The organism is Amycolatopsis alkalitolerans (assembly GCF_006152065.1).
Classification (GTDB): Bacteria; Actinomycetota; Actinomycetes; order Mycobacteriales; family Pseudonocardiaceae; genus Amycolatopsis_E; species Amycolatopsis_E alkalitolerans.
Genome location: NZ_VDFW01000020.1, coordinates 71437 through 96169, shown reverse-complemented (window position 1 = coordinate 96169; position 24733 = coordinate 71437). Strand labels below are relative to the sequence as shown.

Below are 24733 nucleotides of genomic sequence, written 5' to 3'. Positions count from 1 at the left end.
GAATCGATCGAGCGGAAATCGATCGGGTCGATGGGGGAGACACGTCAGGGCGTCGTATCGCCTGTTGACTTTTTGATCATCTTACTGGGGGGTTTGATGAGTTCACGTGCTTTGTTCTCGCGTGCCGGAATTGTCCTGACAACGATGGCCGCCGCGCTGGCCACGGTCTCGATGACCGAGTCGGCATCGGCGTCGCCGCTCGACGGTTCTCCGGCCGCGAATATCGCCGGAACAGCGACCAATTCCGTGGGACCGTTCGCCAGTTGCGGCGCCACGCTCAATCCGAGTACCGGCAGCGCGCACGCGCACTGGGATGTCACCTGCCGCAACGGTGAGGTGACGGTCTCCGGGTATGTGCAGCATGACGGTGGCAGCGGCTGTGCGTACGTGAAGGCGGTCTTCGAAGGGCAGATCACCGAGAAAAGCCGCCAGTCCTGCGGGTTCTGGGGTGGGTCCAAGGTGTCCTTCAAGTGGACGCACCCGGGTTCCATCGCCGACGCCTACCTGACCGAGACCTGAGCGGGGGTGCCCTCATGCGAACCGCTGCCCGGCTCATAGCCGGTATCGCGATCATGCTCGTGACCGGCGCCGGCGCGACTCAGGTCGCGACCGCGGCCGTGCCGGCGCCGACCGTGACGATCATGGCCGGCGCATCCTGTGTCGTTACCGGATACACGCTCCACGCCGAGGAGGAGATGGCGAACGACAGCATCACCTCCGATCACGTGGAAACGGTTGTGCACAACTATTGCAGTCGTGCGCGAAAGCAGAAGAACGGCAGGTACAAGTACACCGACGGCCGGATTACCGTCATCGCCGAGCGAAGCGGTTACGTGGTGACCGTCTGGCGCAACTAGTCCCGGAATATCTTCGGCAACTGGACGTCGGCCTCGAGCAGTTCGACCTCGACCAGTTCGCCCTCCGGGGAAAAGCGGAGGACGGCGACGACATTGCCGTCGCCGTCCTCCACCGGAAGCCCGCGCCTGGGGCCGCTGGATTCTCCGAGGTCAATGGACGCGGCATTGGCCGACCTGTCCCACCGTACCCTGGGGTAGTTCACGGGCCTTCACTCGCTTTCCGGATCGAATGGTCGTGCACAAATTGTGCCGCCTAGCGTTTCGTGATCTTGTTGTCTTTGCGCGCGGGTGTGTTTGTTTGCCAGGCTACCGAGTTGGCCCTTGGCGTCGCTGAGTTGGCTCGGGGCGTTATCGAGTTGGCCGGCGGCTGTCGCCGGGGGCAAAGTCAGCGACCGGACCAGCCAACTCGACACCGCAGCGGACAAACCCACCGACCCTACGGGCAAACACGGCAACGTAAACCGGACAGGATCACACGACACTAGCGGGTACCCTTGCGACCGCTGATGTCCTGGCCGCAGTTCGGCGCGCAGCAGCGCCGCGTTGCGCACGGTTCCGCCGGGCGGTGCGGTCGTGCCGCCGTCCGTCGTCACGTACAGCACGCGGCCGTGATCGCCAGGATCGCGACCCCACGCGGCGCTGGACGGTCCGATCAGAGCCTCGTCGAACGGGTCACCGGCGACGTGCCGAACCTCGCTGCCGTGCCGCGGCTCGAGCGGCACCCTGTCGAGGGTGCTGGCGCGATGCCGTGTGACGTAAGCGAATCCGGCGTCGGCGTCGACACAAAAGTCGTCGGCGTTGTCGACGGCGGCGACGAACTCGGCGCCACCGGCCGGGTCGAGCGTGTCCGGGTCGACGGGTACCCGCATGAAGACCTGCTGCGCGGTCGAGGTGTAGTAGAGATATCCGCGCCGCGCGCTGTACCGGACGCCGTTGACACCGGGCTGCGGCGGCGGCGCGACCTCGCTGTCCGGATCGTCGGCCATGGTGTCGTGCGCCAGCCAGACCCGCGCCGTCGCACTCCGCGCGCCCTCGCCCAAATCGACCCGCCAGATCAGCCCGGCGAAACAGTCGGCGACGGCCAGCACGCCGGGACCGAGCAGGCAGCTGCCGTTCAGTGCGCGGACCCGCTCGTCGTCGAACGAGAACACGGTTTCCGGGGATGCCGGGTCCCCCGGCCGCCATCCGTTGAGGTCGATCCGCACCAGATGCGATTCGTGGGTGGTGTATCCCTCGGTCACGCTGATCACGAACACATCGGGTCCGACTTCGGCAAGGCCGGTGACCGGATGGTCGAAACGGTGCACGAGAACGGGTTCCACGAGCGAGTCCGCCCTCGGCACGAGCCAGAGTTCCTGCTGCAGGACCGCGGTGACCAGCACCGAACCGTCGGCGCGGACGGCGAGGTTTTCCGGGAAGTACTCTTCGGGAAAATAGGCGACCGGGGTCAGGGTGACCTCCGGTACCGGGGCCATCGGCATGGCAACCTCCGTTTCGGTTATTGGTTGAGACCAACCGCGTTCGCGGGCACGTCGAAGGCGGAAAGGGTCAGCGACACGCTGGTGAACCACCCGATCAGCACGGTGACGTCGACGATGCCGGCCACACCGATCGTCTGCTCGGCCCGGCGGTACAAGCCCAGGGGAACCACACGCGGGCGCACCAGGGTCGACGCGAGTTCGTACACCAGTTCCTGCCGGGGATCGTCGAACGAGGTCGGGAGGCCGGCGATGAGGGCCTCGACCTGGTCCGGCGCCAGACCACCCAGCTCCACCCCGATCTTCTCGTGCTCATAGTTGGGATACGCGGCGAGCCAGCGTCCGTTGACGACATTGGTGACGATCTCGATCTCCGCCTTCGACAGCGACGAGTCCGTCTGGAAGTACGCGCCCGTCGGCACGATGGCGTTGGCCAGCTTGGGGTTCGCAAGCCAGATCTTGTGCGGACCGGGCACCAGACCTCGCAGCCGCACCGTGTACTCGTACGCGCCCCGCATTTCCGGCGTCATCTCGTCTACCGGCGTTTCCGCGTAACGACCGAACGTTCCGAAATCCGCGGGATCAGGGTTGCCATCGAACATGAAACTCTCCTTATTCCGGCGCATCGACGTCGTACGCATTGAGGACGGTGCCGAGCGCCAGGTAGTGGACGGTCACGAACACGATCGCGTCGAAGGCCTGCTGCCCCAGCTTCCCGACCGCGGCGTCGTACAACGGTCCCGGCAGCGGGCCCGGCGCGGTCAAGGTTGTCGCGACGTCGGCCGCGAGCGCCTCCTCCTCGGTGAGACCGGCCGGCCGCCCGCCCGCGCGCAGGGTCGCCACCTGATCCGGCCGCAATCCCGATCGCGCGGCCAGGCGGGCGTGCGCGTACATCTCGTAGGCCACGTTGAGGCGCGCGCCGATGGTCAGGATGACGACCTGCCTCGCACGCTCGGACAGGCCGGGCAGCCGCTGGGCGAGGTCGATGAAATGCCCGAGCGGCTGCGCCAGATCCGGGAAGTGCATCATCACGCCCCACGGTCCGATGAACGCGCCATCGGGGTCGCGCACCTCGAAGCCGCCGTACTCCTCGCCCTGCACCATCGCGTCGAAGCGGCGGTACAGGGCTCGCTGCTCGGCGGTCAGGTCCGCCGGGCCGAGCAGTGGCAATCGCATGAGCCTTCTCCTCCAAAAAAGGACGGACATCCGCTTTTCTTTTACGCTAAGCTCGTACGCGTCAGGTGTCAAGGCGAAGGAGCAGGCGAGATGCCGCGGGTGAGCGAGCAGTACAAGGACGATCAGCGCGCCGCGATCCTGGCGGCGGCCCGCCGCTGCTTCGTGCGCAACGGGTTCCATCGCACGTCCATGCAGGACGTCTTCGCCGAGGCCGGTAAGTCGGCCGGTGCCGTCTACCGTTATTTCCCCAAGAAGGAAGACATGATCGTCGGTGTCGCCACCCAGAACCTGGACGATGTCACCGAGGTGCTGCGCACGGCGCTGACCAACGGCGACGGCCAGCGCGGGGTCGGTGCGGTGATGGCGGATCTACTGGAAGCGGTCATCGAGCGACATCGCGACAAGCACCTGGCCAGCATGGCGGTGATGGTCTGGTCGGAAGCCCTGCGCGATCCGGCACTGGCCGAACGACTCGAAGCCGCGACGGTCAGCATGAGTCACGACATGGCGGGGCTCGTTCGCGAGCGGCAGCGGAGCGGCGCCTGGACCACGGCACCGGCGGAAGTCCTGGCCCGGGTGATCCTGTCGATCCTGCCCGGCTTCCTGTTCAACCTGGCCCTGCTCGGTCCGCGCGGGGTGACCGGATTCCCCGACGCCGTCCGAACGCTCTGGCCGAATTGAGCCCGCCGCGTCGAGAGGCCGGGTGACGGCGGCAAGCGACCAGCTGGGGTTGTAGATCCCGAACAGATCCACATCGGACAGTCCAGGGCGGGCAGTGCCCAGGTCGTTTGTCACCGGCCAAAATGGATGTTCGCCGAACTCGCCGCCGCCGACAGCGAACTACCCTCCGTCGCCATCCCGACACAAAAACGAGTGGGCCACTCCGGTTGGGAGTGGCCCACTCGTCCTTGATCCAGCGCGTACCCCCGATGGGATTCGAACCCACGCTACCGGCGTGAGAGGCCGGCGTCCTAGGCCGCTAGACGACGGGGGCTTACTCTTGGTTGCGGAAGGTAACCTACCAGAGCAGTTCTACTCTCCGCAGCTGGGGTACCAGGACTCGAACCTAGACTAACTGAACCAGAATCAGTCGTGCTGCCGATTACACCATACCCCAACGGTTTCGCCGTTCCGGTCGTGTTCCGGCTCAGCTCCGCCGAGAGAAAATACTAGACTATCGCCGCTCGCACCCCGCAACGGGGCCCGCGTCACCGCTGCGCCGGCACCCCGACCCGGGCGAATTCGCTGACCAGCAGCTGCGGGAGCTCGTCGAGCCCGCCGATCACATGTACGCCGTCCGGTACCTCGTCACCGGTCTCGTGCCGGTCGAGCCAGACGCCCTCCAGGCCGGCCTCGCGCGCCCCGACCGCGTCCGTCCGGAGCTTGTCGCCGACGTGCGCGGCTTCGCCGGGCTCGCAGCCGAGCTTGGCGCACACTGAGTGGAACATCACGGGATCCGGCTTCGCGACGCCCAGTTCGCCGGCGATGGCGATGTAGTCGAAGAAACGAATGAGCCCCAGGTCCGCCAGCTTCGTACGCTGGTGCTCACCTGAGGCGTTGGTCACGGCTGCCAGCAGCACGCCGGCGGCCCGGAGCCAGTCCAGGCACGGCAGCACGTCGCCGAACAGGCGCCACGACCGCCGCACCAGGTCCTTGCGTCTCGCCTCGAAGCGGAGCACGTCCTCGGCATCGACCTCCACGCCCAGCTCCCCCAGAAAACACTGGGTGCGTCTGAAATGCATCGACGCGTAGTCGACCTCGCCCGCCACGACCAGTGCCACGTGCCGATCCGTGATCCGCTCCCACGCCGGCCACATGTCCTGCCGCCCGATCAGCATCGCGAGCGCGCCGCGGCAGGCCGCGCTGAAATCGATCAGCGTGTCGTCGATGTCCAGGCACACCAGCCGCAGGCTCGGGGGGCTCCACGGGTCAGCCGGGATGCCGAGGGTGGTGACGGGGGCAGCGGAGCCAGGGCGCGCGAAATCCACCAGGTGAGGCTAGGGGACACAGCGCTTGCGCGATTCGACCGACAAGGTGATTACCTTCGTCGATTCGCGCGCCCCCCGTTCTACTCTCCGTTGTCCGGCAGCGCGCGCATGATCCGTACGAGTGAGGATTCGCGGCCGAGCAACTCCATCGACTCGTACAACGGCGGCGATACGGTGCGACCGGTGACAGCCACCCGGATCGGCGCGAAAGCCTTACGGGGCTTGAGACCCAGGCCTTCCACGAGCGCGTCCTTGAGCGCCTGTTCGATCGCCGGAGCCTCCCACGAAGGCAAACCCTCCAGTGCTTCGAGCGCGGCCCGCAGCACCGGCTCCGCATCCGGCCCGAGCGCCTTGGCCGCCGCGTCCTCCTCGGGCGCGAACTTCGCCTCGTCGATGAACAGGAAGCGCACCAGCCCGGCCGCGTCCCCGAGCACCGTCACGCGCTCCTGCACCAGCGGCGCGATCGCGCGCAGTTTGGCCAGTTGCCCGTCGCCCGGCCGCGCGGGCAGGACGCCGGCGGCGGTCAGGTACGGGATCACCCGCTCCACGAAGTCCTCGGCCGGCAGCGCCCGCACATGCGTGCCGTTGATCGCCTCGGCCTTCTTCGCGTCGAAGCGGGCCGGGTTCGCGCTGACCTTGCCGATCTCGAAGGCCTGGACCAGTTCGTCCACGCTGAACACGTCCCGGTCGTCGGCGATCGACCAGCCGAGCAGGGCCAGATAGTTCAGCAGGCCCTCGCGGATGAACCCGCGGTCGCGGTAGTTGAACAGGTTCGACTGAGGGTCGCGTTTGGACAGTTTCTTGTTGCCCTCCCCCATCACGTACGGCAGGTGGCCGAACTCAGGGGTGAAATCGGTGACACCGATCCGGCGGAGCGCGTCGTAGAGCGCCAGCTGCCGCGGGGTCGAGGGCAGCAGATCCTCGCCACGCAGCACGTGCGTGATGCGCATCAGCGCGTCGTCGACCGGGTTGGTCAGCGTGTACAGCGGATCCCCGTTCGCGCGCACCAGCACCGGGTCGGGCACGCTGCCGGCGGGGAAGCTGATCGGGCCGCGCACGAGGTCGTGCCAGCCGAGGTCCTTGTCCGGCATGCGCAACCGCAGCACCGGCGCGCGCCCCTCTTCGCGGAACGCGGCGCGCTGCTCCTCGGTGAGGCCGCGGTCGAAGTTGTCGTAGCCGAGCTTCGGGTCCTGCCCCGCGGCCTTGCGGCGCGCCTCGACCTCCTCGTTCGTCGAGAACGCCTCGTACAGCTCACCGGCCTCGAGCAGGCGGCGCGCGATGTCGGCGTAAATCTCGCGGCGCTCGCTCTGGCGGTACGGGCCGTACTCGCCGCCGGCGTCGGGACCCTCGTCCCAGTCGATGCCGAGCCACCGCAACGCTTCCAGCAGCTGCTGGTAGGACTCCTCGCTGTCACGGGCGGCGTCGGTGTCCTCGATGCGGAACACCAGCTTCCCGCCGTTGTGGCGGGCGAAGGCCCAGTTGAACAGCGCCGTGCGGATCAACCCGACGTGCGGGGTACCGGTCGGCGAAGGGCAGAAGCGTGCGCGTACCTCAGTCATAGCCCAACCAGCGTATCCGGCTTGACGAGCGGGTATCCGAGCGCCATCCTGGAGATATTCAACGAACGATGAATAAGGGGTGGAGAGCATGACCGAACGCACGACCTGCCTGGTCGCGGGCGGCGGCCCCGCGGGGATGGTGCTGGGGCTGCTCCTGGCGCGGGCCGGGGTCGACGTGACCGTGCTGGAGAAGCACGGGGACTTCTTGCGTGATTTTCGGGGCGACACCGTGCACCCGTCCACCCAGGTGCTGCTGGACGAACTGGGCCTCGGCGACAAGTTCGCGGCGCTGCCCCAGAGCCGGCTGGATCAGGTCGCGATCCCGACCGAGGGCGGTGCCACCCTGACGGTCGCCGACTTCCGGCTGCTGGACATCCCGCACCCGTACGTCGCCATGGTCCCCCAGTGGGACCTGCTCGACCTGCTCGCCGAGGCCGGGCGCGCCGAGCCGCATTTCCACCTGCTCATGGACACCGAGGTCGTCGGCCTGCGCTGGGACAAGGGCCGCGTCACCGGGGTGCGCTACCGGACCGCCGCCGGCGAGATCGGCGAGATCGCCGCGGAGCTGACCGTCGGCTGCGACGGGCGCTGGTCGGTCGTGCGCACCCTCGCCGGTCTGCGGCCGCGCGAGTTCCCGGTGCCGATGGACACCTGGTGGTTCCGGCTGCCCCGCGAAGGACAGGAGCGGGCGACCCTCGTGCCGGGCATGCGGCACGGCCATTTCGCGATCGTGATCCCGCGCGAAGGCTACTTCCAGATCGCGTACCTCGCCCGGAAGGGCCTCGACGCGCAACTGCGGGCCGAGGGCCTGGACGCGTTCCGCGCGCGGATCGCGGACGTGCTGCCGGAGTTCGCCGATCGCGCCGGCAAGCTCGAGTCGATGGACGACGTCCACCATCTCGACGTCCGGCTCAACCTGTTGCGCCGCTGGCACGCCGATGGCGTGCTGTGCATCGGCGACGCCGCGCACGCGATGTCCCCGATCGGCGGGGTCGGCATCAACCTCGCCGTCCAGGACGCCGTCGCGACCGCACGGTTGCTGGCCGGCCCGCTGCGCCGGGGCCGGGTCACCCGGTGCGACCTGGCTCGCGTGCACCGGCGCCGCCGGCTGCCGACGGTTCTGGTCCAGGCGATCCAGCGCGCCATGCACCGCGGCATCGTCCGGCCGGCGATCGAAGGCCGCCGCAGCGGCCCGCCGAAGCCGCTCGCCCGCCTGCTGCGCGTCATCCCCGGCGCGCAACGGATCCCGGCCTACCTCATCGGCGTGGGCCTGTTCCCGGAGCGGGCGCCGGAGTTCGCCCGGCGTCCTTAGGCGTTCTGGGCGGTGTTGGTGAGCGTGCCGATGCCCTCGACCGTGATCGACACGGTCTGCCCGTCGGACATCGGGCCGACACCCTCGGGGGTGCCGGTGAGGATGACGTCCCCGGGCAGCAGGGTCATCACGCCGGAGACGAACTCGACCAGCTCGGGGATCTTGTGGATCAGCTTGGAGGTCCGCGAGTCCTGCTTGACCTCGCCGTCCAGTTCGGTCCGGATCGCCAGGTCCGACGGGTCGATCGAGGTCTCGATCCAGGGGCCGAGCGGGCAGAACGTGTCGTACCCCTTCGCGCGGCCCCACTGCCCGTCGGCCTTCTGCAGGTCGCGCGCACTGACGTCGTTGGCGATCGTGTAGCCGAGGATCACGCTCGCGGCGCGCGCGGCCGGGACCTTCTTCACCGGCTGGCCGATCACGACCGCGAGCTCGCCCTCGAAATCGACCCGCTCGGACTCCGCCGGCAGCTTGATGGCCGCGTTCGGCCCGATCACGCTCGTCGAGGGCTTGAGGAAGGTCATCGGGGACGACGGCACCTCGTTGCCGAACTCGGCCGCGTGCGCCGCGTAGTTCCGCCCGACGGCGACCACCTTCGAGGGCAGGATCGGCGCGAGCAGCCGGACGTCGGCGAGCGGCCAGCGTTTGCCGGTGAAGTTGGGGTTGCCGAAAGGATGTTCGGCGATCTCGAGGACCTCGTCCCCCTCGATCGAAGCGAACGCGACACCACCGGCATGAGCAATCCGAGCTAACCGCACGCCGCCGAAGTCTACCGGCTGTGCCGTGAGGGGGTCCCTCATGCCCTGATATGCCGTGAGGGACCCCCTCACGGCACTCAGCCACGCAGGTTCTTGTGCACAAGCGCGTCGCACAGGGCGAGCCAGCTCGCCTCGACGATGTTCGGGTGCACGCCGACCGTCGTCCACTCGCGATCGCCGTCGCTGGAGGTGATGAGCACGCGGGTGGTGGCGTCCGTGCCCGGATGGCCGGCGAGGATGCGGACCTTGTAGTCAGCCAGCTCGACAGTGTCCAACCAGGACAGATACGGGCTCAGTGCCTTGCGCAGCGCGGCGTCCAGCGCGTGCACCGGGCCGTTGCCCTCGGCGGTCTCGATCACCCGCTCCCCCTTGACGTGCACCTTCACGGTGGCCTCCGAGATCACCTCACCGTCACCGCGGTGGTCGAGCACGACCCGGTAGGACTCCAAAGTGAACGGTACGTCGTCGAGGTGCTCCCCGGCTTCCCTGCGCAGCAACAACTCCAGCGAAGCGTCGGCGGCCTCGAACGACCAGCCCTCGGCCTCCAGCCGCTTCACCTTGTCGATGGCGCTGGTCAGCGCCTCCGGCCGGCCGGCAAGGTCCACCCCGAGCTCACGTCCCTTGAGCTCCAGGCTGGCCCTGCCGGCCATCTCGGTGACCAGGACCCGCATGTCGTTGCCGACAGAGAATGGATCGATGTGGTTGTACAGCAACGGATCCACCTTGATCGCGCTCGCGTGCAGCCCCGCCTTGTGGGCGAAGGCCGACGCCCCGACATAAGCCTGGTGGGTGTCGGGGGCGATGTTCGCGATTTCGGCAAGGGCATGGGAGACCCGGGTCAGCTCGGCCGCTCCCCCGGTCGGGAGGACGTCCATGCCGAGCTTGGCCACCAGGTTTCCCGTCACGGCGAACAGATCGGCGTTGCCGGCCCGTTCCCCGTAACCGTTCGCGGTGCACTGCACCTGAGTAGCGCCGGCCTGGACCGCCGCGACGCTGTTGGCCACCGCGCAGGACGTGTCGTCCTGGCAGTGGATGCCGAGCCGGAAACCGGTGCGCGCCTTGACTTCGCGCACCGTCTCAGCGAGCCCGAGCGGCAACTGGCCGCCGTTCGTGTCGCACAGCACGACCACGTCGGCCCCCGCGCTCGCGGCGGCGTCGAGTACGCGCAGCGCGGTGTCCGGGTCGTAGCCGTAACCGTCGAAGAAGTGTTCCGCGTCAAGGAAAACCCGGCGGCCTTCGCGGACGAGGAACGAGACGGTGTCGGAGACCATCGCACACGCCTCGGCCACGTCCACCCGCAGCGCGCGTTCGATGTGCCGGCGGTCGGACTTCGCGACCAGCGTGACCACCGGCGCCGCCGAGTCGAGCAGCGCCTTGACCTGCGCGTCCTTGTCCGCGGTGGTGCCCGCCTTCCGGGTGGACCCGAACGCGACGAGCGCCGCGTGCTTCAGTTCCAGTTCCCCGCGAGCCGCCCGCGCGAAGAACTCCGTGTCCTTCGGCAACGCGCCCGGCCAGCCGCCTTCGATGAACCCGACGCCCAGTTCGTCGAGCAGCCGCGCCACCGCGAGCTTGTCGGCCACGGAGTAGGAAATCCCCTCTCGCTGCGCGCCGTCGCGCAGGGTCGTGTCGTAGAGATGGAACTCATCGCCGAGCGGGGTTCCGGCGGGCTCCGTGCGGGTCACGATGGTCTCCTTAGACGGCTTGAGGGCAAAGAAAAAACCTCCCGCAAGGGTGCGAGAGGTTTGCGCGCCGGTGTCCGATGCGGACACTACCCGGCGCGCCTGCCGATAATGATCACGGCGTGAGAAGTCACGACTTCACTATGCCACATGGTCCGCCGCCGGCCAAACTCGTGGAGCGCGGCTCAGTCCCTGAGATCCCGGACTACGCGGGACAGCCGGGGACCCGGGCAAACCGAGGAGCGGGCCGCGAACGAAAGCTCAGGCCACGGGCCGCGCGTTCGACGAGACGAGCGCGGCGAGCCGGTCGCCGATCGCGTGCGTCGAACCCGGGTTGGCCTGGTCACGGGTCGCGAGGTCGAAGGCCACCGAGGCCTCGATCCGGCGCGCGGCCTCGCGGTGGCCGAGGTGGTCCAGCAACAGCGAGACCGACAGCACTGCGGCCGTCGGGTCGGCGAGACCCTGGCCGGCGATGTCCGGCGCGCTGCCGTGCACCGGCTCGAACATGCTCGGGTTGCGGCGCGTGATGTCGAGGTTCCCGCTCGCCGCCAGCCCGATACCGCCGGTCACCGCGGCGGCGAGATCGGTGATGATGTCGCCGAACAGGTTGTCGGTGACGATCACGTCGAACCGCGCCGGGTCGGTCACCAGGTGAATGGTCGCGGCGTCGACGTGCGAGTACGCGACCGTGACGTCGGGGTGCTCGAGCGAGACCTCCTCGACGATCCGCGACCACAGCGAGCCGGCGTGCAGCAGCACGTTGGTCTTGTGCACCAGCGTGAGGTGCTTGCGCGGGCGTTCCTCGGCGCGGTTGAACGCGTCGGCGACGACCCGGCGGATCCCGAACGCGGTGTTGACGCTGACCTCCGTCGCGATCTCGTGCTCGGTGTCCTTGCGCAGGAGGCCGCCGTTGCCCGCATACGGGCCCTCGGTCCCCTCGCGGACGACGAGCATGTCGATCTCTTGGGACGTGTCCGCGAGCGGGCCGCGAACCCCCGGGTACAGCCGCGCCGGCCGCAGGTTGACGTGGTGGTCGAGTTCGAACCGCAGGCGCAGCAGCAGGCCGCGCTCCAGGATGCCGCTCGGTACGCTCGGGTCGCCGACGGCGCCGAGCAGGATCGCGTCGTGCTGGCGCAGCTCACCGAGCACGGATTCGGGCAGCAGCTCCCCGGTCGAATGCCAGCGCGCGGCACCCAGGTCGTAGGTCGTGGTTTCGACGCCTGGCGTGACTTCGGCCAGTACCTTCAGCGCCTCGGTGATCACTTCGGGTCCGATCCCATCTCCTGGGATCACCGCGAGTCGCATCCAGACACCTCCGTCGACCGGTGCGGTGAGGCCTGCCGAGCCCCATTCGCACGAAAACTACTGCGACGGGGAGGTTACCGCCCGTCGTCATTCAGTCGAAGCCGCACCACCCTTATGCCGTAATTTCCCATGCCACGAGACACCCGTCAGGGTGGGTGACTGCGCGCCTGACGACACCTGGGCGCGCTGTCACCTCGCCTCAGCGGATGTTGATCACCTGAGCGCGGGACCCCGCGCCGTTGTGGTGCGCGAGGACCAGCAGGCCCTCACCGGTGTCCGCGTCCGCGGCGGCCGCATCGCGGGTGACCTCGAGCCGGGCGCCGGGCTTCGCCACGTACGCCAGCGCCGGACCGCCCGAGCCCCGAACGGAGTAGCCCGGCGCGAGCGGGTCGAACGAAAGCGGCGTGCTCACCGAGTCGATGATCGAGTTCGGGCTGCCCGGTGCCGGGTAGTACCCGGCCACGCCGACCGTGTAGGTGATCCGGTGGCTCGGGGCGGCCGGGTCGATGCCGAGCGCCGAGAGGCTGACCGGCAGCACCACGACGTTCGTGTCGAAGACGTTCGTGTCGACGTCCCCGAGTTGGCCGTTTGCCGCCGCCACGGCGACCGAAGGTTCACCGGCCGTGTTCAGGTCGACGGTGTTCACCAGCAGGACGTCCGTGCCGGTCGCCTTCGTCACGTAGCTTTCGAAGTCGGGCTTGCCGTCGCCGGTGGTGTCGATGTCCACGAACGGGATCGTGTTGCTGCCAAGGTTCGCCCAGTCGCCCCAGGTGGAGATGCCGAACGCGAGCAGCGCGTCCTGCGGGCGGCCCGCCTGCTCCGCGGCCGGGGCCGTCGAAGCCGCGCCGACGAACTGGATGTCGGCACCCTTGGCGGTGTCGTTGACCGTGCAGTCCTCGGCGAGCTTGCCGCGGCACGGCGGCAGTTTCGGCGACAACGCCTGCAGTTCGAACACGCTCACCAGCGACTGGTACCGCTGGCTGCCCTCACCCTGCTCCAGACCGGTGCCGGCCAGGGCGAACGTCGCCTGATCGCCGTCGCGGAAGTGCAGCGTGCGCGGCACGGTGATCGCGGAAACCGGCTTCGGAGCGGAGTACACCGGCACCCGCAGGGCCGCACCCGAGCCCGGGGTGAGCACGACGCGACCCGACGCGTCGGCGACGAACTGCCGCGCCAGGCCCGCCTGCGTGGTATCCATCGTCGGATCGATGATCTTGCGCAGCGCGGACGGATCGGTGATCCGGAGCGTGACCCGGACGAACGCGAGCCCCCGCGGCGGCAGCGACACCGAACTCGTGGACACCTCGTACCGCACGCCGGGCAACTGATCGACCGCCTCGTAGGCGACGCCGTACCGGGTCGGACGGGCGCCCTTGTTCACGATCTTGATCGTCTTCGTCAGCGACAGCGGGCGGCCCGCCTCGACGGTGCCGAACCCGGCGCTCACCGTCCCCGGATCGTCGGCCACGTACGCCAGCACGGACGTGTCCAGCGCGGCCTTCGCGTCGAGCCGGCCGGCGCCGACCCGCTGCGGCGCGTAGGTCTTGCCGCCGGCGACGACGTCGTGGCCCGCGGTGTTCATGATCGCGGCCTTGACCTCTTCCACCGTCCAGTCCGGATGCACCTGCCGCACCAGCGCGGTCACCCCGGCGGTATGCGGCGTGGCCATCGACGTGCCCGACAGCACCGTGCGGTCGTTGCCACTGCCGCGGAAGGCCGACGAGATGGTGTCACCCGGCGCGGCCACGTCCGGCTTGACGGCCGGGCCACGGGTACCGCGCGAGGTGAACGAGCTCGGGGTATCCACAATGGACTGATCGTAGGTCTGCAGGCTGGCCCGGCCGGCGCCGTAGAGGCGCACGTTCAGCGTGCCGGCGTCGAGCGCGGGCCGCACGGCCGTGGTGGCCGACGCGGTGAACTGGAACATCGGGATCGCCGCGTTGCCCGCGATCCCGGCCGCGAAGTGCTCCAGGCTGGACGAGAGCAGCACGCCCGTCGCCCCGGCCGCCTGCGCGTTGTTCGCCCGCACCGCCGAACCACACGCGCGCGTGGCGTCGTTGTCGTCCCATTCGAGCCACACGTACTTGCCCGACGCGGTGGCCTTGTCGGCCGCGCTGTAGGGCGCGCAGCCGTCGGCGTTGGCCGCGGACAGCTTCACCACGGCATCGGTGGCGTCGAACGTGTCGTAGCCGGTGAAGTTCTGGCTGTACTGGCCGCCCTTCTGCCCCGCGACGTCCGAGGGCGCGGTCACGTCCGCGGCGTCGCGCAGCACCGAAGCGTCGCGGCTGCTCGCGACCGTGAGCGCCTCGGGGGTGTTGCCCGGCGAACCGCCCACGTCGTAGAGGTCGCCGCCGTTGCCGGCCGCGATCACCGAGAGCACTCCGTTACGGGCGAGTTTGCGCACGAACAGCGAGTCCGGATCGTCGGGTGCACCGAAATCGCTGCCCAGCGAAAGGTTCACGATGTCGAGACGGTCGGAGAAGTCGCCGTCGCCATCGGGGTCCAGTGCCCAGTCGAGAGCCTGCGAGGTGACGTTCGTGGAGCCGGCACAGCCGAACACCTTGATCGCGTACAGCAGCGACCTCGGCGCCGTGCCCGGGCCGATCCGCATGGCGTTCAGCGTCCCGGGCGTCAACGTCGAGTAGTCACCGGTGAACGCCTTGCCGTCGGCGCCGACCCCGAACCCGCCGATCGTGCCTGCCACGTGGGTGCCGTGCTCGCCGCAGGCCAGCGGGTTGGGGTCGGGGGCGGGTTCGGGGGAACCGCTCGTGCCGCTGGCGTCGTAGTCGTCGCCGACGAAGTCGGTGCCGCCGACGACCTTCGCCGTGGGGAACAGCGAAGTCGGCTTCGCGCGGTCGATCGAGGCGTACGCCTCCCTGGTGCCGGGGCCGCCGAAATCAGCGTGTGTGTAGTCGATGCCGTCGTCGATGACGCCGACCTTCACGCCGTCCCCGTAGCGGCCGGTCTGCCGCCATGCGGTGAGGGTGTTCGTCAACTGCGCGGCGCCGGCGTTGTCCCGGGTCTTCGGCACGACGGTCCGGACGGACACGACATCCTGGCGCTGGGCGATTTCGCGGATCTTCGCCGCGTCGGCGGTGACGACCACGCCGGCGACCGCGTTGGCCGTCTGGAACAGCTTCTTGGCACTCGCGTCGAGCGACCGCAACTGGCCGAGCACCGCGTCCACCGCACCGGTGACGCCCGCCTTCGCCGCGTTCGCCGCCTGCTTCGCCTTCTCCGCACCGCTCCCCTTCGCCTGCTCGGCGTTGAAGGCGTCTACGGCCGGCTGCTGGACCAGTTCGATGAAGGCCGTGGCCTGCCCGCGCGCGTTCGCCAGCCGCGGCGAGAGCTTGCCCACGAGCCCTGCCGTGTCCACCTTCGCGGTGGGCACACCGGCCGCGAGCTCATCCGGGGAAGCCGCACTGGCCGTGCCGACCGAAGCCGTCAGCGCGATGGCGAAAACGGCCGCAGAAGACCGCCGGGCCCAGGTTCTCATGGAGTCCTCTCCTGATCTTGGCGAGGATAGAGAACTTAACCCGGAACCCGGCGGCCTTCTAGGGCGAAACGGAGGAATCCGACGTTCGTCGGGGAACGGTGTTATTCGAACGTAATCGCCCGAATCGTACGGGCCCCGACCGTCGCCGCGATCGGCTCCAGCAGGTGCGCGTCCACCTCGCGGTCCACGCGCAGCAGCATGATGGCGTCGGTGCCGTCGGTGGTCTGGCTGATCTGCGCGGCCTCGATGTTGATCGAGGCCTCCCCGAGCAGCGTGCCGACGCGGCCCATGACGCCAGGGCGGTCCGGGTACTCCAGCAGCAGCATGTGGCCCTCGGCGCGGATGTCGAAGTGCCGGCCGTTGACCTCGACCAGCTTCCCCACCTCGTCCTTGCCGGTGACCGAGCCCGCCACCGACACCGTGCTGCCGTCCTCGTGCACCGCGCGCACGGTGACCAGGCTGCGCCAGTTCGGGCTCTCGCTCTCGGTGACCAGTTCGACGCCCACGCCCAGCTCCTCGGCCAGCCGCGGCGCGTTCACGAACGTCACCTGGTCGTCGACGACGCGCGTGAACACGCCACGGAGCGCGGCGAGCTGCAGCACGTCGACGTCCTCACTGGACAGTTCACCGCTCACCGTCACGGTGACCGACGCGGGCGCCTTCTGGCTCAGCGCCGACACCACGGTGCCGACCTTCTGGGTCAGCGACAGGTACGGCCGCACCTCCTCGCCGACCGCGCCGCCGCCGGAGACGTTCACCGCGTCCGGGACGAAGTCACCGCGCAGCGCGAGGCGCACCGAATGCGCCACGTCGGTGCCCGCGCGGTCCTGCGCCTCGGCGGTGGAAGCGCCAAGGTGCGGGGTGACCACGACGTTGGGGAGCTCGAACAGCGGGCTGGACGTGGTGGGCTCGGCGGCGAACACGTCGATCCCGGCGCCGCCGACGTGACCGCTGCGGATCGCGTCCGCGAGCGCCTCCTCGTCGATGAGACCGCCGCGGGCCGCGTTCACGATGATCACGCCCTGCTTGGTGTTCTTGAGCGCTTCGGCGTCGATGAGCCCCTTGGTCTCGGGCGTCTTGGGCAGGTGGATGGAGATCGCGTCGGCGCGGGCGAGCAGCTCGTCGAGGGCCAGCAGCTCGATGCCCAGCTGCGCGGCGCGCGCGGCCGAGACGTACGGGTCGTAGGCGACGACCGACATGCCGAACGCGGCCAGCCGCTGCGAAACGAGCTGGCCGATCTTGCCGAGGCCGACCACGCCGAGCGTCTTGCCGTTGAGCTCGACACCGGTGAAGGAGCTGCGCTTCCACTCGCCGCCACGCAGGCTCTGGTCCGCGGCCGGCACCCGGCGGGCGACGGCGAGCAGCAGCGCGACGGCGTGTTCGGCGGCGGAAACGATGTTGGACGTGGGCGCGTTGACCACCAGCACGCCGCGTTCGGTCGCGGCCGGCACGTCGACGTTGTCCAGCCCGACCCCGGCCCGCGCGACGACCTTGAGGCGGTTGGTCGCGCCGAAGACCTCGGCGTCGACCCGGGTCGCGGACCGGACGAGCAGCGCGTCGGCGCCCTTCACCGCTTCCAGGAGTGCCGGGCGGTCGGTGCCGTCCACATGCTGGACGTCCACATCGTCGCCGAACACGCTGAGCACGGACGGCGCGAGCTTTTCGGCGAGGAGGACGACGGGCTTGCTGGGGTTGGTCACGATGAGACTCCCAAAGAAGACGCAGCTCGGCGGATGTCCTGGAGTCTAGTCGCGCTGTTCACACGACTGTTACCGGGCACGTCACCAGGCGAACCCACGGCTGCCGATCGAGGGCACACTCGGCCACCGGACCGGCCAACTCACCACCGCAACGGGCAAACACGCCGACCGCACGGGCAAACACGGCAACGTGAACCGGACAGGATCACGCGGCACTAGCTTTCCGGGAGGTTGAATTCGCCGTCGCGGGCGCCGGCGACGAACGCGTCCCATTCGGACTCGGTGAAGACGAGCACCGTGCCCTGGGGCTCGGTCGAGGAACGCAGCGCGGTGTACGTCCTGCCGTCCGTATGCGGGATGAACGCGAACTCGACCGCGTCGGGAATGGACTCTCCCGCGGGCTCCGCCCGCTGCCACCGCGCGCTTTCGAGATCGAGCGCGTCTCGCACGTCGGCCTTGTCGTCGACGCGAACGTGATCGTTCATGGCCACACGGTAGCTCGCGCTCCGGCGGCGCCGCCTCCACGGGTGAGCCCGCGGAGGCGGCGGACGATCAGGCGGTTTCCGTGATCGGACGGTCCACCCAGGACATCAGGCCACGCAGCTTGCGCCCGGTCTCCTCGATCGGGTGCTGCTCACCGGCCGCCTGGAGCTTGGTGAAGTTCGGCCGGCCGGCCTCGTCCTCACCGACCCACTCGCGGGCGAACGTGCCGTCCTGGATCTCGCCCAGGATCCTGCGCATGCTCTCCTTGACCTCGGGCGTGATCACGCGCGGGCCGCGGGTGAGATCGCCGTACTCGGCGGTGTCCGAGATCGAGTACCGCATGCGTGCGATCCCGCCCTCGTACATGAGGTCGACGATCAGCTTGAGCTCGTGCAGCACCTCGAAGTACGCGATCTCCGGGGCGTACCCGGCCTCGGTCAGCACCTCGAAGCCGGTCTGCACGAGCGCGGTCGTCCCACCACAGAGCACCGACTGCTCACCGAACAGGTCGGTCTCGGTCTCCTCCTTGAAGGTGGTCTTGATCACGCCCGCCCGCGCGCCGCCGATCGCCGCGGCGTACGCCAGCGCCAGCGCCTGCGCGTTGCCCGACGGGTCCTGCTCGACCGCGATCAGGCAGGGCACACCCTTGCCGTCCACGAACTGCCGCCGCACGAGGTGGCCGGGGCCTTTCGGGGCGACCATGGCGACGTCCACGTTGGCCGGCGGCTTGATCAGCTCGTAGCGGATGTTGAAGCCGTGGCCGAAGAAGATCGCGTCGCCGTCCTTCAGGTTCGGCTCGATGTCCTCGGCGTAGATGAAGCGCTGCTTGGTGTCGGGCGCGAGGATCATGATCAGGTCGGCCTCGGCCGAGGCCTCTCCCGGGCTGAGCACCCGCAGGCCCTCTTCCTCGGCCTTCGCGCGCGACTTCGACCCCTCCGGCAGACCGATGCGCACATCGACCCCGGAGTCGCGCAGGCTCAGCGCGTGCGCGTGACCCTGGCTGCCGTACCCGATCACGGCGACCTTGCGACCCTGGATGATGCTCAGATCGGCGTCGTCGTCGTAGAAGATTTCGACTGACATGAGGGGAACTTGTTCCTTCCGGTTCTTTCGTTAACGGGGCGAGGTGGCGGTGATCGAACGTGCGCCACGCCCGACGGCGACCATGCCCGACTGCACGATCTCACGCACGCCATAGGGTTCGAGCATGCGCAAGAGGGCACCGAGCTTGTCACCGGTGCCGGTGGCCTCGACGGTGAGCGCCTCGGGCGAGACGTCGACCACCTTGGCGCGGAAGAGCTGCACGGTCTCCAGCACCTGACTGCGCACCGTGGCGTCGGCGCGGACCTTGACCAGCAGCAGTTCGCGCTGCACGGACACGGCCGGCTCGAGCTCCACGATCTTGATGACGTTCACGAGCTTGTTGAGCTGCTTGGTCACCTGTTCGAGCGGTAAGTCCTCAACGGCGACCACGATCGTCATGCGGGACACCTCGGGGTTCTCCGTGGGCCCGACGGCGAGAGACTCGATGTTGAAACCACGGCGGGAGAACAGCCCGGCCACCCTGGCGAGCACCCCGGGCACATTCTCCACCAGCACGCTGAGGGTATGGGTACTCACTTCGGGGTCACCTCGTCGTCGTCGAACAGCGGCCGGATGCCCCGCGCCGCCATGATTTCGTCGTTGCCGGTGCCGGCCGCGACCATGGGCCACACCTGGGCGTCCTTGCCGACCACGAAGTCGATCACGACGGGCCGGTCGTTGATCGCCATCGCCCGTTGGATGACCTCGTCGACCTCTTCCTTCGTCTCGCACCGAAGTCCAGCACACCCGAGTGCCTCGGCCAAGAGGGTGAAATCCGGTATCCGGTGCTTGTGCGTGCCCAGATCACTGTGCGAGTACCGCTCGGCATAGAACAGGTTCTGCCACTGCCGGATCATGCCCAGGTTGCCGTTGTTGATCACCGCGACCTTGATCGGCGCGCCCTCGATCGCGCAGGTGGCCAGTTCCTGGTTGGTCATCTGGAAACAGCCGTCCCCGTCGATCGCCCAGACCTGCTTGTCCGGCATCCCGAACTTCGCGCCCATCGCGGCCGGCACGGCGAAACCCATGGTGCCCAGCCCACCGGAGTTGATCCACGTCCGCGGGTTCTCGTACTTGACGAACTGCGCCGCCCACATCTGATGCTGCCCGACACCCGCCGCGTAGACCGCGTCCGGCCCGACGATCTGCCCGATCCGCTCGATCACGTACTGCGGCGACAGCGTCCCGTCCGCGGGCCACTCGTAGCCGACCGGGAACGTGTCACGCCAGGAATCGACCTGCGTCCACCACGCCTTCAGATCCGGCTCGCCCGACCGCTCGGTCTCGGCCCCCACGGCCTCGATCAGCTCGGTGATGATCTCCGCGCAGTCCCCCACGATCGGCACGTCCGCCTTGCGGTTCTTCGAGATCTCCGCCGGATCGATATCGGCGTGCACGACCTTCGCCTCCGGCGCGAACGAACCCAGCTGCCCCGTCACCCGGTCATCGAACCGGGCGCCCAGCGCGACCAGCAGGTCCGCGCGCTGCATCGCCGCCACCGCCGCGACACTGCCATGCATCCCCGGCATCCCCAGATGCTGCCGGTGCGAGTCCGGGAACGCACCCCGCGCCATCAACGTGGTCACCACCGGAATCCCGGTCAGCTCCGCCAGCCGCATCAGCTCCTGCGAAGCCTGCGCCTTGATCACCCCGCCACCGACATACAGCACCGGACGGCGCGCCTGCCCGATCAACCGCGCCGCCTCACGCACCTGCTTACCGTGCGGGCGCAACGTCGGCCGGTAACCCGGCAACCGCATCTCCGGCGGCCACGCGAACGACGTCTGCTCCTGCAGCACGTCCTTCGGGATATCGACCAGCACCGGACCAGGACGCCCGGTCGAAGCCAGATGAAACGCCTCCGCGATCACCCGCGGGATCTCCCCCGGATCCTTCACCAGGAAGTTGTGCTTCGTGATCGGCATCGTGATCCCGCAGATATCCGCTTCCTGGAACGCGTCCGTACCGATCAACGCCCGCGTCTGCTGCCCCGTGATCGCCACCACCGGCACCGAATCCATATGCGCGTCCGCCAGCGGCGTCACCAGGTTCGTCGCACCCGGACCCGAGGTCGCCATACACACCCCCACCCGCCCAGTGGCCTGCGCATACCCCGTCGCCGCATGCCCCGCCCCCTGCTCATGACGAACCAGCACATGCCGCACCCTCGTCGAATCCAGCAACGGGTCATACGCCGGCAAGATCGTGCCACCCGGAATCCCGAACACCACCTCCACACCGACCGCCTCGAGCGCGCGCACGAGCGACTGCGCGCCCGTGACCCGTACCGGGGTGCCGGCGGGCGGGGCCGGCTTCGGGCGGTTGAGCGACGCCGGGCTGGGCGTCGGTCCGGTCTTCGCTTCCGAACGCGAGGTGGCGCTTGTCATCAGTTCTGCCTCGTGGTTTTCGTCGGTGTCACTCGTTCGGGTGGGGGTGGACAACAAAAAACCCCCGCCGACCATGGAAGGCCGCACGAGGGTCGCGCGTCGACGCAGCGGTGTTTCCCTAAGCGTCGACGCGCTTGGAAAGTACGATGCTGGTCAGGAATTTCACGTGGCCGACGTTAACGGTTCGTTGCGAGGAGTGTCAACTCTGCGGGATCGTGATCCCGGATACTGGGCGTTCCTATGGTCGGAGGCCCTGGGTTCCACGGCCCCGCGGACCGGGTGCACCATTTGACCGTGCCCGAAGTGACAGACCCACCGCAGCCGGCCAAGCGCAGGAAGGCGACGTTCCGCGTCCCGCTGATCGCCCTGCTCGCCATCTTCGGCCTGATGGTGTGCCTCGCGCCGACGGCGTTCGCCGAGGTGCCCGGGCTGTGGGCGCTGTACGCGATCCCGCTGGCGCTGATCGTCTTCGTGGTGCGGACCAAGACCGTCGCGACCCCGCAGGGCCTCGACGTGCGCACGGTGTTCGGGCACCGCGAGCTGCCGTGGGACGCGCTGAAGGGGCTGTCTATCACCAAGCGCGCCAAGGTGCGCGCGGTGCTGGCCGACGACAGCACGATCCCGCTGCCGTCGGTCCGCACGCGCCACCTTCCGGTGCTGGCGCTGGTGTCGGGCGGGCGGGTCAAGGATCCGACCGGGCTGACCGACGACCTCACGCCCGAGGCGAGCCAGCAGGAAGAGCCGCGCTGACTGGCTCGTGCAGCCGTGGCGTCGTCGAAGCGCACGCGTCTTCGAGCAGCGTCACCGCGAAGTCGCGCATGATCGCGGACCGCACGGTCGATTCGACGCAGAAGTTCGTCGCCACCCCGCACACCACGAGTTCGGTCGCGCCGAGCCCGCGCACCAGCGGCTCCAGCGAGGTCCGCTGGAACGCGTCGAACCGGCACTTGTCGACCACCAGATCGCCGGGCCGCGAGCCGAGTCCCGCCGTGAGCTCGCCGTGCCAACTGCCCGCGAGCAGCCCGCCGACGCCTCGATCGCCACCCCGCGAGAGCCGCGTTGGCGACCGCGGGACCGCCAATCAGCCGCTACTCAGGAAAGGGCCCGCCTTCTTCCCGGCACAAGCGGGATTTCGCCGTCCGGAACATCAGCTCGCCCAGTCCTTGATCCGGGCGCCGGCGCGGAAGCGCAGCGCCGGGTCCACATAGCGGGCGGCCGGGACCTCGTAGAGGGCGTCGACGGACGCGCGCTGCGTCTCGTAGGCCTTCGTGTAGGCGCTGATCTCCTTGTCGGAAGCCGGCAGCTTGGCGGCGGACAGCAGGGTCTTGAGGATGCCGGTCATGCCACTCCTTCGACGGCGGGTTCGGGGACCCGCAGGTGCCAGTCGGTGCTCTGCTGCAGGGCGTCACCGGCGCGCAGGATCGCGGCCTCGCCGAACGCCGGTCCGGCCAGGGAAAGCGAAAGCGGCAGGCCGTCGGCGGTGAAGCCCATCGGGACGGCTAGGACCGGATTGCCGACCGTGTCCCAGTACTGCGTGTGGACCGTCGAGAACAGCGCGCCGACATCCGGCTGCCCGTCCGGCCCGGCGAGGTCGTCGACCTTCGGCGCACCCGTCGAAGCGGTGGGACACGCGATCACGTCGACGGTCTCGAACAGCTCCGCGAGCGCGTCCTGCGCGACCCGCCGGACCCGTTGCGCCTGCACGTAATCCGCGCCGGTGACCATCGCGCCGGTCGCCATCATCGCCCGGGTCGCGACGAAGTAGTCGGTCCACCGGTCGGTCAGATCGGTGCGGTGGTAGGCCAGCGCCTCGCAGCCCATCGTGATCATGTCCGCGGTGATCATCTCGTGCCAGTACGGCAGTTCCGCCTCCACGAGCGTCGCGCCCTGTTCGGCGAGCACGGCGAGCGCGGCGTCGAAACTCGGGGCCAGCGCGGGGTCGCCGGCGTCCGGGAAGTGATGCTCCCGAACGACGCCGATCCGCATCCCGCTCAGATCGCCGGTGAACTCCGGCGCGGTGAACGGCGCGTCCACGCAGTCGGGATCGCTTTCGTGAAGCCCGGCGAGTACTTCGAGCACCGCGGCGCAGTCTCGCGCGCTGCGGGCGAGTGGGCCGATGTGGTCGAGGCTGTAGCCCAGCGGTACGCAGCCGGACTTCGGCACCCGCCCGAAGGTCGGCATCAGGCCGCTGACCCCGCAGAACGCCGCGGGGATGCGGATGCTGCCCCCGGTGTCCGTGCCGAGACCGGCGAGGAACAGGCCGGCCGCGACCCCGCTGCCGGTGCCGGAACTCGAACCGCCCGGCCAGGTTCGCGGGTCCCACGGGTTGCGCGGGACGGGGAACGGTTTCGTCGCGTCCGGCATCCCGCAGGCGAACTCCATGGTCGTGGTCTTGCCGGTGATGACCGCGCCCGCCGCCTTGACGCGGGACACCACCGGCGCGTCCTTCCCGGCGCCCCAGGCGCGGTCGAGGATGAGGCTCTGCGCGGTCGTCGGCCCCTCGGCCATCGCGAGGATGTCCTTGACGCCGAAGGGAATCCCGTGCAGCGGGCCGCGATCCTCGCCACGTGCGAACTCGGTGTCGGCCTGCGCCGCCCGCTCGAGCGCATACTCATCGAAACGGGCCAGGTAGGTGCCGATCGTCGCGTCGCGCGCGTCGGCCGCCGCGATCGCGGCCTCGGTCAACGCGACGGAGGTGGTGGTGCCTTCGCGCAGCGCCTTGGCCGCGTCGGTGAGTGTCCGGGGTGTCATCGCAACTCCTCGTGCCCCCGCGAGACGAACCGGAAGCGCTCGCCGCAGGTGTGGATGAAGGCCAGGTCGAACGGGCGACCGGCGAGGTCGTAGATGATCTGTTCCATCGAGATGAGCGGCGAGCCCTCGCGGACGCCGAGGACCGAAGCGAGTGGCGCGTCGGCGAGTTCGCAGTCGAAGACGAACTCCGAATCCGACAGCGGGACCCCGGCATCGTCGAGCAGCCGGTACCAGTCGGAGACGAAAGGTGTGTCGCGAAGCTTCCCGGCCTCGGGGAACAGCACGTAGTTCGTGGCCACCGCGACCGGTTCCTCGTTGTGCAGGGCCACGTACTCCAGCCGCAGGCAGGGCGTGCCGGGCGCGACGCCGAGCCGCTCGGCGACGGTCGTCGGCGCGGGCACCACGGACCGGTCGAGCTCACGCGGCCGCATCCGCTGGTTGAACATGCTGTCCCGGGCGGGCTTGATGATCCCGTGCGCTTCGGGCAGCGAAGTCTTCACCGGATTGGCGACGACGTGCGTGCCGATGCCCTGCGTCCGTTCGATCAGCCCCTCCGCGCGCAGCAGCGCCAGCGCCTCCCGCACGGTGGCGCGCGATGCCTGGTGCGAAGCCATCAGCTCCGCCTCGCTCGGTAGCTGGCCGTCCGGGTAGTGCCCGCCTTGCACGGCCCCGCGCAGCATGTCCCGCAGGCGGCGCACCTCATGCACCCGCTTCCTCATGGTTC

Annotated in this window: 24 protein-coding genes and 2 tRNA genes; 5 read left to right on the top strand and 21 right to left on the bottom strand. The window is 69.1% G+C overall.

Features of this window, described 5'->3' with window-relative positions:
• Positions 1 to 144: 144 nt before the first annotated feature.
• Both FG385_RS22045 and FG385_RS22040 read left to right on the top strand, forming a co-directional pair.
• Positions 145 to 519 carry a hypothetical protein gene (locus FG385_RS22045; RefSeq protein WP_139098664.1) on the top strand — a complete coding sequence of 125 codons (375 nt, stop codon included), beginning with the start codon at positions 145 to 147 and terminating at the stop codon, positions 517 to 519.
• A gap of 14 nt (positions 520 to 533) precedes the next feature.
• Positions 534 to 857 carry a hypothetical protein gene (locus FG385_RS22040; RefSeq protein ID WP_139098663.1) on the top strand — a complete coding sequence of 108 codons (324 nt, stop codon included), beginning with the start codon at positions 534 to 536 and terminating at the stop codon, positions 855 to 857.
• On the opposite strand, the gene FG385_RS22035 is transcribed toward FG385_RS22040, so the two are convergent.
• Genes FG385_RS22035 through FG385_RS22020 form a run of 4 tightly spaced genes read right to left on the bottom strand, consistent with a single transcriptional unit; the run spans position 854 to position 3511 of the window.
• Positions 854 to 1060 carry a DUF2283 domain-containing protein gene (locus tag FG385_RS22035; RefSeq protein ID WP_139098662.1) on the bottom strand — a complete coding sequence of 69 codons (207 nt, stop codon included), beginning with the start codon at positions 1058 to 1060 and terminating at the stop codon, positions 854 to 856. The genes FG385_RS22040 and FG385_RS22035 overlap by 4 nt on opposite strands.
• 6 nt (positions 1061 to 1066) lie before the next feature.
• Complete coding sequence (locus FG385_RS22030) at positions 1067 to 2338, bottom strand: SMP-30/gluconolactonase/LRE family protein (protein ID WP_200834592.1); 1272 nt, start codon at positions 2336 to 2338, stop codon at positions 1067 to 1069.
• Between the two features lie 17 nt (positions 2339 to 2355).
• Positions 2356 to 2937: a carboxymuconolactone decarboxylase family protein gene (locus FG385_RS22025; protein ID WP_139098661.1), complete on the bottom strand. Its 582-nt coding sequence runs from the start codon at positions 2935 to 2937 to the stop codon at positions 2356 to 2358.
• Between the two features lie 10 nt (positions 2938 to 2947).
• Positions 2948 to 3511: a carboxymuconolactone decarboxylase family protein gene (locus FG385_RS22020; RefSeq protein ID WP_160148864.1), complete on the bottom strand. Its 564-nt coding sequence runs from the start codon at positions 3509 to 3511 to the stop codon at positions 2948 to 2950.
• Positions 3512 to 3601: 90 nt separating this feature from the next.
• Here FG385_RS22020 and FG385_RS22015 point away from each other — a divergent pair, with 90 nt between their 5' ends.
• Positions 3602 to 4192 (top strand): TetR/AcrR family transcriptional regulator, encoded by a 591-nt coding sequence (locus FG385_RS22015; RefSeq protein ID WP_139098659.1) that lies wholly within the window; start codon positions 3602 to 3604, stop codon positions 4190 to 4192.
• A 240-nt stretch (positions 4193 to 4432) separates the two neighbouring features.
• Here the strand turns inward: FG385_RS22015 and FG385_RS22010 are convergent.
• The 4 genes from FG385_RS22010 to gltX all read right to left on the bottom strand — a co-directional run bounded on the left by FG385_RS22010 (position 4433) and on the right by gltX (position 7058).
• Positions 4433 to 4505, bottom strand: a tRNA-Glu gene (locus FG385_RS22010).
• Positions 4506 to 4556: 51 nt separating this feature from the next.
• A tRNA-Gln gene (locus FG385_RS22005) sits at positions 4557 to 4628 on the bottom strand.
• A 91-nt stretch (positions 4629 to 4719) separates the two neighbouring features.
• Positions 4720 to 5412, bottom strand: a complete 693-nt coding sequence (locus tag FG385_RS22000) for an HAD family hydrolase (RefSeq protein ID WP_139098702.1) — start codon at positions 5410 to 5412, stop codon at positions 4720 to 4722.
• A 167-nt stretch (positions 5413 to 5579) separates the two neighbouring features.
• Entirely contained in the window at positions 5580 to 7058 is a 1479-nt protein-coding gene (gene gltX, locus FG385_RS21995) for a glutamate--tRNA ligase (protein ID WP_139098658.1), read from the bottom strand.
• A gap of 88 nt (positions 7059 to 7146) precedes the next feature.
• Between gltX and FG385_RS21990 the strand changes: the two genes are divergently transcribed.
• Positions 7147 to 8370, top strand: a complete 1224-nt coding sequence (locus FG385_RS21990; RefSeq protein WP_139098657.1) for an FAD-dependent oxidoreductase — start codon at positions 7147 to 7149, stop codon at positions 8368 to 8370.
• On the opposite strand, the gene FG385_RS21985 is transcribed toward FG385_RS21990, so the two are convergent.
• From FG385_RS21985 to FG385_RS21945, 9 genes are all read right to left on the bottom strand, one after another.
• Positions 8367 to 9125, bottom strand: a complete 759-nt coding sequence (locus tag FG385_RS21985; protein WP_139098656.1) for a fumarylacetoacetate hydrolase family protein — start codon at positions 9123 to 9125, stop codon at positions 8367 to 8369. The genes FG385_RS21990 and FG385_RS21985 overlap by 4 nt on opposite strands.
• 77 nt (positions 9126 to 9202) lie before the next feature.
• The gene (cimA, locus tag FG385_RS21980; RefSeq protein WP_139098655.1) at positions 9203 to 10807 is read right to left on the bottom strand and encodes a citramalate synthase; all 1605 of its coding nucleotides are present in this window, start codon (positions 10805 to 10807) and stop codon (positions 9203 to 9205) included.
• Positions 10808 to 11065: 258 nt separating this feature from the next.
• A complete protein-coding gene (locus FG385_RS21975; protein ID WP_139098654.1) occupies positions 11066 to 12109 on the bottom strand; it encodes a 3-isopropylmalate dehydrogenase in 1044 nt (347 codons plus the stop codon).
• A 199-nt stretch (positions 12110 to 12308) separates the two neighbouring features.
• Positions 12309 to 15605, bottom strand: a complete 3297-nt coding sequence (locus tag FG385_RS21970; protein ID WP_139098653.1) for a S8 family serine peptidase — start codon at positions 15603 to 15605, stop codon at positions 12309 to 12311.
• A 101-nt stretch (positions 15606 to 15706) separates the two neighbouring features.
• Positions 15707 to 17305 carry a phosphoglycerate dehydrogenase gene (serA, locus tag FG385_RS21965; protein ID WP_139098652.1) on the bottom strand — a complete coding sequence of 533 codons (1599 nt, stop codon included), beginning with the start codon at positions 17303 to 17305 and terminating at the stop codon, positions 15707 to 15709.
• A gap of 215 nt (positions 17306 to 17520) precedes the next feature.
• Positions 17521 to 17790 (bottom strand): DUF397 domain-containing protein, encoded by a 270-nt coding sequence (locus FG385_RS21960; protein ID WP_139098651.1) that lies wholly within the window; start codon positions 17788 to 17790, stop codon positions 17521 to 17523.
• A 67-nt stretch (positions 17791 to 17857) separates the two neighbouring features.
• Positions 17858 to 18871 (bottom strand): ketol-acid reductoisomerase, encoded by a 1014-nt coding sequence (gene ilvC, locus FG385_RS21955; protein WP_139098650.1) that lies wholly within the window; start codon positions 18869 to 18871, stop codon positions 17858 to 17860.
• A 30-nt stretch (positions 18872 to 18901) separates the two neighbouring features.
• A complete protein-coding gene (gene ilvN / locus FG385_RS21950) occupies positions 18902 to 19408 on the bottom strand; it encodes an acetolactate synthase small subunit (RefSeq protein ID WP_139098649.1) in 507 nt (168 codons plus the stop codon).
• On the bottom strand, positions 19405 to 21258 hold the full coding sequence (locus FG385_RS21945) for an acetolactate synthase large subunit (protein WP_139098648.1): 1854 nt from the start codon (positions 21256 to 21258) through the stop codon (positions 19405 to 19407). Before FG385_RS21945 ends, ilvN begins: the two co-directional genes overlap by 4 nt.
• Positions 21259 to 21552: 294 nt before the next feature.
• Between FG385_RS21945 and FG385_RS21940 the strand changes: the two genes are divergently transcribed.
• Positions 21553 to 22008, top strand: a complete 456-nt coding sequence (locus FG385_RS21940) for a PH domain-containing protein (protein WP_235022719.1) — start codon at positions 21553 to 21555, stop codon at positions 22006 to 22008.
• On the opposite strand, the gene FG385_RS21935 is transcribed toward FG385_RS21940, so the two are convergent.
• The 4 genes from FG385_RS21935 to FG385_RS21920 form a co-directional block, all read right to left on the bottom strand.
• Entirely contained in the window at positions 21971 to 22339 is a 369-nt protein-coding gene (locus FG385_RS21935) for a cysteine hydrolase family protein (protein WP_139098646.1), read from the bottom strand. The genes FG385_RS21940 and FG385_RS21935 overlap by 38 nt on opposite strands.
• 66 nt (positions 22340 to 22405) lie before the next feature.
• Positions 22406 to 22600, bottom strand: a complete 195-nt coding sequence (locus FG385_RS21930; protein WP_139098645.1) for a hypothetical protein — start codon at positions 22598 to 22600, stop codon at positions 22406 to 22408.
• A complete protein-coding gene (locus FG385_RS21925) occupies positions 22597 to 24009 on the bottom strand; it encodes an amidase (protein ID WP_139098644.1) in 1413 nt (470 codons plus the stop codon). Before FG385_RS21925 ends, FG385_RS21930 begins: the two co-directional genes overlap by 4 nt.
• Complete coding sequence (locus FG385_RS21920; protein ID WP_200834591.1) at positions 24006 to 24728, bottom strand: GntR family transcriptional regulator; 723 nt, start codon at positions 24726 to 24728, stop codon at positions 24006 to 24008. The genes FG385_RS21925 and FG385_RS21920 overlap by 4 nt, the downstream gene beginning before the upstream one ends.
• Positions 24729 to 24733 lie beyond the last annotated feature (5 nt).